Source organism: Pedobacter vanadiisoli, assembly GCF_042684385.1.
Taxonomy (GTDB): domain Bacteria; phylum Bacteroidota; class Bacteroidia; order Sphingobacteriales; family Sphingobacteriaceae; genus Pedobacter; species Pedobacter vanadiisoli.
This window is the reverse complement of record NZ_JBHULL010000002.1, coordinates 59,205-73,310: the sequence shown is the minus strand read 5'-3', so window position 1 is coordinate 73,310 and position 14,106 is coordinate 59,205. Positions and strand designations below refer to the sequence as shown.

Here is a 14,106-nt window from a genome sequence, read left to right as displayed (position 1 = left end):
CTGCTGTTCGCTGTAGACCTCATGCTTCGGGGCTGCCGCTGCCATCAGGTTTAATTAACTTGGGCCGGAGGGGCTTAGGCTGGGTTGCTGGGTGCAGAAAATTTATTGTACAAACCTATCAGGTTTTAAAACCTGATAGGTTTAAATTGATATTTTATTCCTCTTTTGCTTTGCCTTTCTTTCGCGATTTTATAGCCTGTGTAAGTAAAAATTCGATCTGCCCGTTCGTACTCCTAAATTCATCGGCAGCCCAGGTTTCTACTTCTTTTAATAAAGCAGGACTAATCCTTAATACAAAAGCTTTTTTATCTTTCTCCGCCATCTTTATTGTATTGCCTGTATAGTGTATCTGGTCTTCAGATTGATAAGGAACATCTCCATTTCATCTATTCTGTTAGAACTGAACAACAGTTTTTTGCCGTTTTTTAATTCCAGCTGTAAACCCTTGTTTTTATCGTTTAAAATATATGCCTTATCATTAAATTTAAACCAAAGCCTGCTTTTAACACCGTAACCACCATAATCGCCAAAAGCATCATATTTGGTAATATAGGTTTTCTCTATTTCATCCCATTTAAGGTGTTTTAATTTAGCTTTGAAAGGAAAGTAACGGTAAAAGATACCTTCCTCGTTGATGCGTAGTGTTAAAACATTTTGCTGGATGAGGTAAATAATAGCAAAAGGTAGGAGTACAGCCCAAAAGGGTGCGAAATAAACGGCTTTTAAAGCTGTAAAGTTCATGCCTCCTTTGTCAAAAAGTACAACGCTAAGCACGATTACGGCATCCATACCAATAATAAGGTATAGCCACCATAATTTTAAATGCTGTTTCTCCTCAAATTCCATTTGTGCTAATTATATAAAGTACCGGTATTTACCACAGGTTGTACATGTTTATCGCCGCAAAGTACAACCAGTAAATTGCTTACCATGGCTGCCTTACGTTCTTCATCCAGCTCAACAATTCCTTTTTGCGATAGTTTTTCCAAGGCCATCTCTACCATACCTACGGCGCCTTCAACAATTAATTTGCGGGCCGCAATAACTGCCGTAGCCTGTTGGCGCTGTAACATGGCGCTGGCAATTTCCGGTGCATAAGCCAGATGCGAAATCCTGGCTTCTAAAACTTCGATGCCCGCACGTGATAAGCGCTCATTCAGCTCATTTTCCAAAAGCTCGCTTACTTTTTCTGCGCCATCTTTTAAAGTAATGGTGGTTTCTTCGCCCTCGGCATGGTCATAAGGAAAAATGTTGGCCAGGTGCCTTACTGCTGCTTCACTCTGTATGTTTACATATTGCATGTAATTTTCAACAGAAAATATAGCTTTGGCTGTTTCGTTTACTTTCCAAACTACCACAGCAGCAATTTCAATTGGATTGCCCAGTTTGTCGTTAACTTTTAGCTGCTGTCCGTTTAAATTGTTTGCTTTTAATGATACCCTTCTTTTTCCTGTTAATGGGTTTACCCAGAAAAATCCATCGGCCTTTACGGTGCCGGTATATTTTCCGAAAAGGGTGAGTACCATCGATTGGTTGGGGTTGATAATTAAAAAGCCGGGGAATATTAAAAATATATCTATTGCCAGCAAAATCCCTCCCCAAAGAAAAATTTCTGAAACGAAACAGAAAATAGAAGCACCCAGCAATGCCAGGCTTAGCACAAATGTTAAATAACCCGATGGTGGGTTGATGATTTTTTCTTGATACATAATTGATATTAATTTGATATCATAAAGTAAAATATAAAATCTGGTAATTACAAACAAAACCCGCAAAATTTATATTGGATAAAAATGTTATTTTTGACAATACAATAATTTTTATCGTTTTGGCCAAAATCAAGAGAAATTCACACAAGATCCTTTACCGTAAGTATTCATCAAACCTAAAATATGTGATGATGATATTTACCGTTTTCATTATAACGTTATTCCTGCCCAAACAACCCAGGTTCAGATATGAGTTTGAAAAAAATACGGTATGGAAGAACAAGGATCTGATTTCTCCCTTCAGTTTTGCTATTTTAAAAACCAACCCCCAGGTTAGTGCCGATAAGAAGAATGCATTAAAAGATATCTTGCCTGTTTACCAATTTGACAGGAGTATTATGGCAAATGCCCTGGAGGAATTTGCCAACGAATTTGATGTAAAATGGAAATCTAAGCAGCTTAACCAAAAAGATAAAGATATATATAAGAGTGCTTCCTATAAATTGTTGCAAAGTATTTACCAGAGAGGGATTATCAGTTTAAATGTGAAACACCAGGCAGGAGGTAAAAATTATGATTTTTCTTTGCTTGAGAATAATGTAGCCCAGGAAAAAAATACACAGGATGTTTTTACTGCAGAATCGGCGCTGATTTTTTTTAAAGATAATTTTAAAGCCCCTAACCAGGTAATGGGCGATCTAGTTGCCAATCTGGCTATTGATCATATTACGCCAAACATTGTATTTGATGAACGGTTAACCCAAACCATACAGGATAATACCTTGAGCAATATTTCTACCACCAAGGGGATGGTGCAAAAGGGAGAACTTATTGTTGCCAAGAATGATGTTATTGATGAGGAGATTTATCAGAAATTAGAATCTTACAAAGCAACTTACGACGCCCAGACCAAAACCATTGGCAGCAGGGCATTGGTTTATCTGGGGCAAGTGGTACTGGTTGGGTTTATAATCACCATTCTAATGTCATTCCTTTTTCTCTTCCGGAAAGATATTTTTGCCGATAACCGCCAGCTTTCTTTAATTCTTATCGTAACCACAGGGATGTTACTGGCGTTAACCTGGGCCATAAAGATGGAAATCCCGAGTTTGTACTACATTCCGTTTTGTGTGGTACCCATTATCATCAGGATTCTGTTTGATACGCGTTTGGCACTTTATCTCCATATGTTGGTCATTTTAATTGCCGGTTTCTTTGTAGCCAATAGTTTCGAATTTGTTTTTTATCAGGTTACTGCAGGTATGGTTGCCATATTTAGTATAAAAAACTTTGTTAAGCGAGAGCGGTTCCTGGTTTCAGCATTGCTTATTCTTTTGGCATATTTTGTTTCATTTGTTGGTATTGCCCTGTTACGTGAAGGATCTTTCCGCGAAATAGAGTGGATGAGTTTTATTCCTTTTGTTTTTAGTGTACTCTTATCTCTTTTAGCTTACCCCTTAATTTACCTGTTCGAGCGTATTTTTGGCATTACGTCAGATGTAGCGCTAATTGAACTGACCAATACCAACAATAAGCTGTTAAGGGAGCTTGCCTTTAAAGCCCCCGGAACCTTTCAGCACTCCTTACAGGTGGCTAACCTTGCCGAGGCTGCCATATTTAAAATAGGCGGGAATTCGGTACTGGTAAGGGCAGGGGCTTTGTATCACGACATTGGTAAAGTAGACAATCCGCAGTATTTTATCGAAAACCAAAATACAGCAGTTAGTCCGCACGATAAATTACCTTATGAACAGAGTGCGCAGATCATTATTCAGCATGTGCACAAAGGAATTGAGATTTTAAGAAAGAATCAGATTCCGGAAGCGATTATCGATTTTATCAGAACACACCATGGAAACACCAGGGTTGATTATTTTTATCAGTCGTTTTTGAAAAATTCGCCTGAAAAATTCGTCGATGAAAACATTTTCCGCTACCCCGGACCGATCCCTTTCAGTAAAGAAACTGGCGTGTTAATGTTGGCAGATTCGGTCGAAGCAGCCTCAAGAAGCCTGAAAAATCCCGATGCACAGAACATAAATGACCTGGTTGAACGCATAATTAACTACAAATTGGAGCAAAATCAGCTTGATGACTGCGATTTAACCTTAAAAGATATTGAAACTATCAAATTGATATTCAAGACGATGCTAATGAGTATCTATCATGTGCGCATAGATTATCAACAAAATTTGTAATTTTTTTTTGTTGGATAACTTGTTTTACTATATTTGCAGACCTCAAAACAACGCTGGTAGGGCGAAAAAAAGAGGATAAAAGGTGAGGTGCCTGAGAGGCCGAAAGGAACAGTTTGCTAAACTGTCGTACTGGTAACGGTACCGCGGGTTCGAATCCCGCCCTCACCGCTGAAATAAAAAAAAGTTGGTAAATAGATGGAAAAACCCAATAAAATCCATATCTTTGCCATCCCTTAGAAATAAGGTTAAAAGGTGATACCAAAGTTCGGGATGTAGCGTAGCCCGGTATCGCGCCACATTTGGGATGTGGAGGTCGTAGGTTCGAATCCTGCCATCCCGACTAAAAGTTCAATCCACTTTATAACAGGATTAAAAAAGACCGATACCAAGTTCGGGGTGTAGCGTAGCCCGGTATCGCGCCACATTTGGGATGTGGAGGTCGTAGGTTCGAATCCTGCCACCCCGACTAAAAATGTTAAAAACAAAAAAAGAGGCAAAAGCCTCTTTTTTTGTTTTTACTGTTCTACAATATCATTTTTCAATTCAGTATTTTTAAAGTGACTTTAAGCATGTTAATTGATGTATCAATCTATTTTTGTGGATAGATTTAATAGTGCTCGAACCCTTTTTAATCTATTCATTAATGTAATGACTTTTGATTTTTATCTGACTAAATTTTAACAAATTACTCCTTAAATCTGAGACAATATTGACTCCAATCGATTGGAGTGTTCTAAAATTTTAGTTCTGTCATCTCTTTTAGTTTGGTATAACTAATATAACGATCTATATGACCAATCATTTTTGGGGAAAGAACTGTTAACGCTTCGCGACGTGTCAAAAAATGGCCATGTATCTGACATTGTTCTTTATAGGCTTCCACCACCTCAGTTAGAGTATAATAATTCCATGGCAAGTAAGGAGTAATAAAACTGAGTCCTGATTTTTTACGTGCCAATCTAAGACTTAGCCCATGTCGATTCAGGTAACCGGCAAGGCTTGAGAACCCATAATCTGTAAGTTCGCGCCTAGTTAAAAAACGACGATATTGTTTGCACAAGTTTTTGTATTCAAGAATTATATCCTCATATGAAAATACTGGCTGTCGGACTTGTCTTATGGAAAAGCCTAACTTGCATTCTTGACGAATCCCTTGGAAACCACAATGTTTATTAATTGCATGTGCTAGGCTTCGTAGATTTAAAGAGTAGAGCTGCTTTATTGTCAGATACTTGTTATGTGCTATGCAAAGTTGTTTATAATCATGAATAGTTTTATTTCTTGTATAATATTGTTGCGAAACTTGTTTTGATTTCACCTTGAGCAGTTGTGCAACATCATAAGTTGTCCCATGGTATCTATAAATAGCATGCACAACCATCGCCTTACCTGCATTATACAATTCTTTAATGGTAGGCATTCTATCGTATTTTAAAATGAAGGGTTTCAGCTCATTTTCTATGTTTTTAAAATCAGCCCAAAAAGTGGGCGGTTTAAGGCAGCTGTCTCTTTGAGGTACAAGTGGTTTTGCAGGTTGGAGATCTATCTTGTTGATAATGCAGAGAACTTTTTTCTCAATGTATTCAATCCGTTGACAAAATACCTTTTGTGGTATTATTATATACTCTTTTTTGAGCTCTTTATAGATTTGAATCTTTCTTGCCATCTTAACCTCGTATGAGTTACTATTTGATCGTCTGTAACCAGCAATTTCTATATAGGTATTACCAATTAAAAAGTCGCATTTGTACAGGTGTTCTTCTGAAATTCTTACATGGACCAAATGCGGAATATCGTACTTAAATAAAATGTTGTCAAATATGCATTCATATGAGCTTTGCAAATAATGTCCATCTTTTGCTGGGAAAAATGTTCTTGAAGGTGCATTAAGCAATTTTGTAAACTTGGAAAATCCTCCATTGTTTGATATGGCACGTAATAAATCATAACGTCCTAACATCTTTAATACTGATGTGTTAGGAAAGAATCCGTGTTTCACTATTAGCTGTTTGAGATTTTTGATTATTGAACTATCATCCCACCGCTGAAGCTTTTTAGCTTGGATACCGATTGCCCTTTTGAAAGTTGTTAGGTTTCCAAACTTAGAAATGGCCCAAAGCAAACCGTTTTTACCCAGGCTCGAAAGATTTTTTCGGTTGATGACCTGGCCTGACTGATGAAATTCTTTTAGGTCGTGGATGACTTTGGATTTGGTCCACTTTTTCGACTTAAATGTGATACCCAGTTTAAATCTTCTATTTAGTGCTTTTAATCCTCCATGTTTTTGTGCCGCATTCATCAAACCGAAATTTTTTATACGATAAATAGCCTTTGTAATTGAGGTGTCCTCAATAAGTTTTCGATTGGCTTGACAAAATTCTCTAAGCTCAATTACCGTATTTTTTAAGTTCCAATATTCAGGAGATTTTCTTGAATTAGGTAACAGTAGTGCTTCGTGAAGATTTCTAAAATTTTTAAAGTATTTAGGAATAGCATATCTGGCCAGTTTTTGATAGCCTCTCTTTATCATCAGGGTTTTCGTTGGTATAATTTTCCATTCTTCGTACAGTTTTTGACACACTTCTAATATGCGTTCTTTGCCCCATTTTTCTCTTGACATCCACTATAGTTCTCTTATGTTGTGAAAGGAATCATTAGAATCTAATTTAAATTTAGGTATTACTGATACGTCATTCAAAAAGTATTCGGAATTTGCTCTAAATTTTATCAAAAATCCCAAGTTTATACTCTGTATAAATCCAGTTTTTAATGATAATTTGATAAACCACAGTTGACTATTTTGCAACATTATAAAATGTATTGCTTCATAATTTTGATTTTGGAAGCACCCATAACCGCAAGCCATGCAGGAAAAGGTTCGAAATATGTACAGGCGGGGAGACAAACGAAAGCCCTTTCTGCAAAACAGAAGGACTTTTTGTTTTTATGCCGTACCAAGCTTGCTTAAGGCGGCGAATCTTTTTCGTTTATTCAACGCGCTGACAATAATTTTGGATCAAGCGAAAATCAGGTGTGAAACAATTCTTTTTTTGATTTAATAACAAGTACGCAACCTATATTAACCGTCGGTATTTGCGTTCTCCAGATGGGCAATACGGAATATTTCCCTTGAAATAATGGCAATATTTTCTTTTAGCTCATCCAGGCAACAGTTTATTGTGCCAATAGGGATAGGCAATCCCATCATTTCTTCCATAAATTCCATTTTTAATGAACATCCGGGAACATTTTCTGCACTACCCTTTAAAAGTGAAAAAATTTCGATGGCTTCCTTTTTATCCTTGCCAAGAGAAAATTGGCCATAGGTGATTTTTCCACCTGGCCCTTCGAGGCTCAGGTTGATGGTAAAATGGCTTTCCATAGCTAAACAGTTATATTTTTCTAAATGGATTTCAGTATCGTATCAATAAAAAGTGCCGCATTTAGCGGCACTTGGGAAATTATTGTATTTCGATCTGTCTGGAAACCGCTTTGGCTTCTTCCTTTTTTGGAATGTTAAGATGCAGGATGCCATCCGTATAAGCGGCCTGGATGTGTTCAATATCGGCACTCTCCGGAAGCGTGAAGGCCCTGGTAAATGCCGAGTAACTGTATTCCCTTCTGTTATAGGTTTTACCGTCGCTATTGTTTTCAGTCTGCTGCGCAGTAGAAATGGTTAGCATATCCCGCTCAACAGATACCTTAAAATCGTCTTTCTTTAATCCGGGTGCAGCCAGTTCGATGTGGTACTCTTCATTCGATTCAGAAATGTTAACTGCAGGTACGCTGCTTAAACGACGGTCGGTAAAAAAGGTATCGCCTAATACGGATTCGAAGATATCATTAAAGCCTGGCAATAATGAATTGTTCTTCTTTTCAGGATTGAATTTAACCAATGTCATAGTTTTTTCTCCTTTTAATGTTTTAATAATAAATGGACTATAAAATCAATTAATTTAACGCTTTAACCTTTTTAAGGTTATGTTTTAATTGGATCAAGCACTATGCCAGGGCCTTAAGGGTGTGTTTGTGGCCGGTTTTCTCTGAAAAAATTACATGAAAAATGAATTTTTTTCAGTTCCGTTGCTGAAATTTTTTCAGTTTCAGCAATGTGAATTATAGTGATTCAGACACAAGGAAGGAGCTTCATATGATGATTGCCTATGGCTGTTTTTTGGGTGTTTCAGCGGCTCCTGACACATATATTTCCGGGCAAAAAGGAGCAGAAAGGGAATAACAGAGAACGGCTGACTGGCTTAAAATCATTGTGTTCGTTCAAAATAGATGATATTATTATCGAAATTGCCCTGATAAGGATTCCCTTTTGCCCTGAAACCATTGGCCATAAGAAAACGCTGACTGCTGGGGGTTGCTGTGGTAGAAAAAATAATACCATGGTGATAGCCTATTTTTTCGAGCAACATGCGCTTTAATGTGCTACTGATTCCTTTTTTACGAACGGACTCACGGGTGAATGAATAACCGATCTCTAAGAAAGGCTTATCTATATTGGTGATAATACCGGCCTTTTTATATACATCTTGTAAGTATGAAGCACTGGGCCTTTTAATAGCCGAAATGCCAACCAGTTTTTTTCCATTATAGCAGAAGGCGAGAAATGCTGCATTGAAAATCTTTAGGGGCAGATCAACCGGCGAAACCTTATTACCCTTTCTCAATAATAAATAAAAGCGGTGGAGCTGGATCATAGAACAATCGCAAGGTCTTTTGATTTCAAAATGGCAATTGACGAGAAAATTCGGTTGATCATAGCCCTGATAAAATACCAGGCCGGTAGATATATTGTGGTTCATCAGAATAAATTTAGGAAAGGGTTCAATCTGCCGGCTTCTGTTGCAGCTATTTGTTTTTAGCACTTAACGATGTGCGTAAAGGGCCCGATAGGGCCAGCATTTCGCATACTTTGTCGTTCCAGTCTATTAAGGCATCTTCTGGTGAGGTACCAAGGCCTGAAACATCGTGCTCCTCTTCAAAGGATAATACTGCATAAAAGCAATCACCATCCTGGTATACGGAAGGTTTAAACTGCATAACAAAAGTGGGTAACTTAAACCTGTTGTAATCAAAATCAACCAGTTTTCCTGGTATCGTTCGGGCCTGCTGTTTCATATAGCTTAATGTTTTATTGAAACATTGTTTTTTAACTGTTTATGCTTTCAATAAGCAAACTTAAGTACAAGTTAACCAGACAATATTTCCTTAAGGTTAGCTCCCTGTTGTTTGTATGTTAAATGTTGCAGGGCGGTTTTTTGAAGAAATGGGAATACAGCATAATTTTTATGAGAACGACGCTGTAAATGGTGTTATAATGGCAAGAAGATGAGGCAGATAAAAAAAATGAATTTTTGCCCTTAATCCTTTTGGCTCAGGCATAGTCAAACATCATATCTACTGTTCCGATAATGAGGGTTGAAAAGAAAATTTTAAAAGCATCAGATAAAGCCGGGAGGGGTGAAACTGAAACTGTTTTTCCAAAAGGAATGATCCTTTTTATCCTTTTGCTAAGTGCAATACTTATGTTTTTGATTTTGCTTAAAAACTAATTGCGTTTATACATCTTCCTGTTTTGATAGGTTTGTTAATTCTGGCCATATTTATATTGAGGTTCATTTTTCAGGATTTAAAGCCCGGGTGGATGATCCTGGAGATAAAAAATTAATTCCCCACCTTGTACCAGCAGTTGATGTGTAATCTGGTTTTTGGTGAAAGGCTTTCCATTTAAAATGATTTTTGAGCTATAAATAGATTTGTTACTCTTTTTAATGGCTGTTATGGTTAACTTTTTACCATTGTTAAAAGATATTACAGTTTGCTTAAATAAAGGACTTGATAGCTGGTAGTCTCCTGAAACAGGGTCTGCCGGGTAAAAGCCCAATGCGGCAAATATATACCAAGCCGACATCTGTCCGGCATCGTCGTTACCACTTAATCCACCGGCGCCTTCACCGTACTCTTCTGCCATAATGCGTGATACCTGCAGCTGTGTTTTCCATGGAGAGGAAGTATAATTGTACAAAAATGGAATTTGGTGGCCAGGTTCATTCCCATGCCAGTACTCTTTTTTATAAAAGAGCGAATCCAGTTCGTTTTCGAGGTTTTTACGTCCACCCATCAATCCGATCAGTCCGGGCATATCGTGCGGAACATAAAAAGTATACTGCCTTGGTGTTCCTTCTGTAATATAAGGTTCGCGATGATCGGGATAAAAAGGCTCATACCAGTTGCCATTAGCAAAGCGCCCCCTAACCATTCCGACATTTGGGTCAAAAATATGCCGGTAATTAAGCGCTCTGTTTGATAATTCCTTGAAATCTTTTTCTTTGCCCAGATTTTTGGCAATTGTTGCCAGGGCATAATCATCGTAAGCATATTCGAGTGTTCGGCTCACCTGTTCCCGTTTGTGGTAAGCTTCCGGAATACTATCATCCATGGGGATATAGCCATATTTCAGGTAACTGTTAATTCCTCGTCGGCCTTTTCCGTTCAGGTAATCTATAGAATCGGGCATTTGAAAGGCATTTTTCCTCATTAGCCGGTAAGCTTCCTTAATATCATAATTCCGGATCCCTTTATGATATGCAGAAGCGATGAAAGCCGTTGTATGATCACCTATCATGGCGGCGGTATAACTGTTCCAGCATGGAAAAATAGGCATCCAGCCACCTTGCTCACCTTTCAATATCATCGAATTAACAAGGCTGTTAGTTAAATCGGGCTGTAATAGCTCAATTAGAGGCAATTGTGCACGATAAATATCCCACATTGAAAAATCATCGTAATACTGGCCTTTATTTATTGTTTTGTTTTGATATTTTCCATCAAACTGTGGGTATTTTCCATCTACATCATTATACAACCTTGGGTGCTGCATGGCATGGTAGAGGGCCGTATAAAAGATTTTTTTCCCTTTTTCATTTGTATCTGAAATACGGATCTGTGATAGAGATTTTTCCCATACCTGATTGGTGCGCGCTAAAACAGTATTAAAATCATCTTTCTTAATTTCACTTTCCAGGTTAGCCTTTGCTGCGCTGATACTGGTAAACGAAGTACCTGAATACACCACCAACTGTTCTCCCTTTTTCAGTTTAAAGCCTGCAAAAGCACCAATATCCTTTTTATTGCTAATGTTTTGCTGATTGAAAATATGTCCTTCGCTATAAACCCCTGCCGATGTAAAGGATTTTTTGAACCGGATGAAAAAATAACCACTAAAGCCTGCAGGCTCTCCCCATCCCTGGTAAATGCGGTGAACAGGATTGTAGCCGGAAATTTCACCTTTTACCGGATCAATTTGAATAAACCCTTTGTGCTGATCGCTGTTAGGGGTAACTAAAATATAAACACTATCTGTTTTTAGCGCAGTGATTCGCATGATGCCACACCTAAGGCTGGCGGTAATTTCTGTTAAGAGCTGATGTTGAGGTAATTTTAATTTGTAGTAGGATGGAGTAGAAACTTCATTTTGATGAGCGTAATTTTCTGCATATTGGGCTGCTTTGGTTCTAAGGATGCCCGAAATTGGCATAATGGTAAAGCTTCCGTAATCTTGCGTACACGAACCGCTGATCCAGTGGCTGGCCCTGAAACCATAAAATTTTTTATTGTTGTAGTAATAAGGGGCAAGGCATTTTTTTTCAGAAAGCTGGGTTTGGGGTGTCCATTGGGTCATGCTAAAAGGTGGTGCCACGGCTGGTATGGTATTGGCCAGCCTTTCTGTTTTATCTTCTACATGCTGGCTGGCCAGTGTGGTACTTGCAGAAGTGCCCGAAAATGGCTGCACATAGCTGATAACAGATTGTTGTGCAAAAGCCATGCTGCAGGTAAGCGTGAATTGCAATAATAAAGTGGATATGAAAAATGTTAGCCGGATAACAGCATTCTGACTTCGCATGGCAAGTAGGATAACAATTTTCATATCGGTACAGCTATCATATAAGCCTTTTAATAATCTTTTAGGTTGGGGAAATTACTGTTGTATTATCCCCATGGTTTTGCGGTATTTCTGATACATTTCCAGTGCTAAATTTACCGGATTCCCCACAGTTTTGGTTGGATAGTCTTTTCGCTGGTTTACCCATTTCCATTCCCAGTTGCTTACTTCTTCATTAAATTGGCTGGTGTTAAAATCCTTTTGCTGTTTTAATGATTGTTCGGCACGGGTAAAGAAGAGCTGCCACCTTGGTTTATAAAAATCAGTTAACAATCCGCTCCATTGTCTGCAGGCATACTCGTTTAAAGGGCTTTTAGCATCGCCCCAAAGGGTAATCAGGTCTTTGGCATTCATTTCGTAAAGTGCTTTTTCGGCAGGGGTTTCTCCCCATCGCCTGGCATCGCTTACCCATGGCCCAAGCATAAAATCTTTTCTGCTGGCCAACAGCCTGTCCATATCATCAATTAGCTGTATAAATTTGCTGCTTTCTTTTTTAAATGTAGCCAGGTCTTTTTTGCGGTAGGCTGCAACAATGTTTCTTTGTATTGGCAGGGCATAATTGGCCATTACCTGCCGGGTAATATCAACCAGATCGTATTGAAAGCCATCGCTGGTTTTGCAAAGTGGTGCGGCTTTTACAAATTCGTCCCAGCCCAGGAGTAAGTCCTTTTCCCGGTAATTTAAGGTAGTTTTGGCCCAGCGGGTTAACGAATCGAAAGTAGGGCGTGCCTGAATAATCGATTCGGCACCATCTCTGATGTATTTATCAGCCGGCACATTATAAACGGTTTTCCGTAATATTTCCCAGCCTTTTAAAGCATTTACATTACTTTTTCCGTAGCGGTTACGTACAAATTTAGGTAACCAGGTTTTCAGATCTATAGGTTTAGTCTGCCAGTTATTGTCCATCATCAGCTCATAAAGTACCGGATTTTGTTCAATGCCCTCCATACTGAGGCCTATACCTTTCATTTTGCCACTTTGTGGATTGTTAAGGGCTTCGGCTGGTGCAGTTGCCACCACATCCATCCGGCCAAACAGGTTGGTATTGCCGCCAAAGTTATGCAGCATATTCCAGATCCACGGCTTGCCGTAAAAACCTTGTGTGCGTTTCCAAACCGGTTCAATTTCAGTTGCAAGGTCCAGTAAAATCATCTTATCGTTTGGCACAGCCTTTAATAAGGCCTCTGTTTGCGGCTCTTTCCAAAATTTCCTGTCACTGTAAAACAGCCATCCCTGCATCACCCAGATGGCCTTAGGGTCGGCCTGTGCCATGCCATCGTAAACCCTTGCACTCAGTTTACCTAAAAACTCTGGATCGGAAGAGGGCGGCTCATTCTCGTTAAAAGTATCGGCCGAGTAAAAATGATCGGTACCCAATAGTTCGGTTTGTTTCTGCAGAAATTTCTTCCCGATCTGGGCAAACATGGGGTCTTCCGAATCAAGGATGTAAGTATCGGCAAAGCCATTGGTCCAGTTGGTGGCTTTTAATTTTGCCTGTGGAAATTTATTCTTAAATGCTGCGGGTACATGTCCGGTAAAGGCAGGCAGTACCGGTTTCATCCCAAGCGACCTTTGCCGGGCTAAAATTTTCTTTTGCAGTTCGAAGTGGCTTTTCATCCAGCTTACCGGAAGCGGACCACCCCAGCCATCAATGTTACCCATCCAAAACCACGAGAAATAAGCAGGCCCGGTAAAAAAGCCTTTAAGTTCTTCATCCGAAAATCCCATTTCTTTGTATAAAAGATACCAGGTATATTCTTCGCCTGTAATGGCAAGGGGCATGTTAATACCATGAAGTGCCATCCAGTCTATCTCTTTTTCCCAGCGCGGCCAATCCCACCAGCTCATGCTGTAATTAAAAGTACAATAGTTTAAATAGTAGCGGTAATCGTAAGGTGTTTCTTTCCTTATTTTTGTTTTTACCTGAGGTAAGGTAGCTGGTAAATTTAAATTGGTGCCATTCCAGGTAATCTGGCAGTGGGCGTATTCGGTTAAATAATAATAAAAAGCCGAAGCCAGGGCAACACCACTGCTGCCACTAAGTACGATCTTATTGTTTTTGCTTTCAATTTCAAATACATCCTTACCGTTTACTGCGGAAATACTTTTGGTAACAAATGCCTGGCGTTGTTTAGGTAAAATCCGTGCAATAAGTTGATTAGAAGAGGATAGGTATGCCTGCGACCACAGGTTATTGAACGATAGTACAAACAGTACTACAAATGGTATTTTTATTTTCATA

The 14,106-nt window shown here is 38.8% G+C and carries 11 protein-coding genes and 3 tRNA genes; 4 read left to right on the top strand and 10 right to left on the bottom strand.

All coding sequences use genetic code 11. From position 1 onward, the window contains the following. Positions 1–154: 154 nt before the first annotated feature. Genes ACFSR6_RS00720 through ACFSR6_RS00710 form a run of 3 tightly spaced genes read right to left on the bottom strand, consistent with a single transcriptional unit; the run spans position 155 to position 1,709 of the window. Positions 155–322 carry an Arc family DNA binding domain-containing protein gene (locus ACFSR6_RS00720; protein WP_086545783.1) on the bottom strand — a complete coding sequence of 56 codons (168 nt, stop codon included), beginning with the start codon at positions 320–322 and terminating at the stop codon, positions 155–157. A gap of 2 nt (positions 323–324) precedes the next feature. Beyond that, a complete protein-coding gene (locus ACFSR6_RS00715) occupies positions 325–846 on the bottom strand; it encodes a hypothetical protein (RefSeq protein WP_379073756.1) in 522 nt (173 codons plus the stop codon). Between the two features lie 5 nt (positions 847–851). After that, complete coding sequence (locus tag ACFSR6_RS00710; RefSeq protein WP_379073754.1) at positions 852–1,709, bottom strand: SPFH domain-containing protein; 858 nt, start codon at positions 1,707–1,709, stop codon at positions 852–854. A 191-nt stretch (positions 1,710–1,900) separates the two neighbouring features. On the opposite strand from ACFSR6_RS00710, the gene ACFSR6_RS00705 reads away from it, so the two are divergent. The 4 genes from ACFSR6_RS00705 to ACFSR6_RS00690 all read left to right on the top strand — a co-directional run bounded on the left by ACFSR6_RS00705 (position 1,901) and on the right by ACFSR6_RS00690 (position 4,373). Next, positions 1,901–3,907 (top strand): HD family phosphohydrolase, encoded by a 2,007-nt coding sequence (locus tag ACFSR6_RS00705; RefSeq protein ID WP_379073910.1) that lies wholly within the window; start codon positions 1,901–1,903, stop codon positions 3,905–3,907. A gap of 81 nt (positions 3,908–3,988) precedes the next feature. Continuing rightward, a tRNA-Ser gene (locus ACFSR6_RS00700) sits at positions 3,989–4,075 on the top strand. Positions 4,076–4,173: 98 nt separating this feature from the next. Then, positions 4,174–4,247: transfer RNA gene (locus ACFSR6_RS00695), tRNA-Pro, on the top strand. A 52-nt stretch (positions 4,248–4,299) separates the two neighbouring features. Further along, positions 4,300–4,373 (top strand) — tRNA-Pro (locus ACFSR6_RS00690). Positions 4,374–4,640: 267 nt separating this feature from the next. Here ACFSR6_RS00690 and ACFSR6_RS00685 read toward each other — a convergent pair. From ACFSR6_RS00685 to ACFSR6_RS00655, 7 genes are all read right to left on the bottom strand, one after another. Continuing rightward, positions 4,641–6,527: a hypothetical protein gene (locus tag ACFSR6_RS00685; protein ID WP_379073752.1), complete on the bottom strand. Its 1,887-nt coding sequence runs from the start codon at positions 6,525–6,527 to the stop codon at positions 4,641–4,643. Positions 6,528–6,986: 459 nt separating this feature from the next. Beyond that, entirely contained in the window at positions 6,987–7,289 is a 303-nt protein-coding gene (locus ACFSR6_RS00680) for a hypothetical protein (protein WP_379073750.1), read from the bottom strand. Positions 7,290–7,368: 79 nt separating this feature from the next. Further along, positions 7,369–7,809, bottom strand: coding sequence for an Hsp20/alpha crystallin family protein (locus tag ACFSR6_RS00675; protein ID WP_379073748.1), 441 nt, complete (start codon positions 7,807–7,809; stop codon positions 7,369–7,371). A 360-nt stretch (positions 7,810–8,169) separates the two neighbouring features. After that, the gene (locus ACFSR6_RS00670; RefSeq protein WP_379073747.1) at positions 8,170–8,721 is read right to left on the bottom strand and encodes a hypothetical protein; all 552 of its coding nucleotides are present in this window, start codon (positions 8,719–8,721) and stop codon (positions 8,170–8,172) included. Between the two features lie 46 nt (positions 8,722–8,767). Next, the gene (locus tag ACFSR6_RS00665; RefSeq protein ID WP_379073745.1) at positions 8,768–9,037 is read right to left on the bottom strand and encodes a hypothetical protein; all 270 of its coding nucleotides are present in this window, start codon (positions 9,035–9,037) and stop codon (positions 8,768–8,770) included. Between the two features lie 511 nt (positions 9,038–9,548). Further along, positions 9,549–11,846: a GH92 family glycosyl hydrolase gene (locus ACFSR6_RS00660; RefSeq protein WP_379073743.1), complete on the bottom strand. Its 2,298-nt coding sequence runs from the start codon at positions 11,844–11,846 to the stop codon at positions 9,549–9,551. A gap of 51 nt (positions 11,847–11,897) precedes the next feature. After that, positions 11,898–14,105 (bottom strand): alpha-N-acetylglucosaminidase, encoded by a 2,208-nt coding sequence (locus ACFSR6_RS00655; RefSeq protein ID WP_379073741.1) that lies wholly within the window; start codon positions 14,103–14,105, stop codon positions 11,898–11,900. Position 14,106 lies beyond the last annotated feature (1 nt).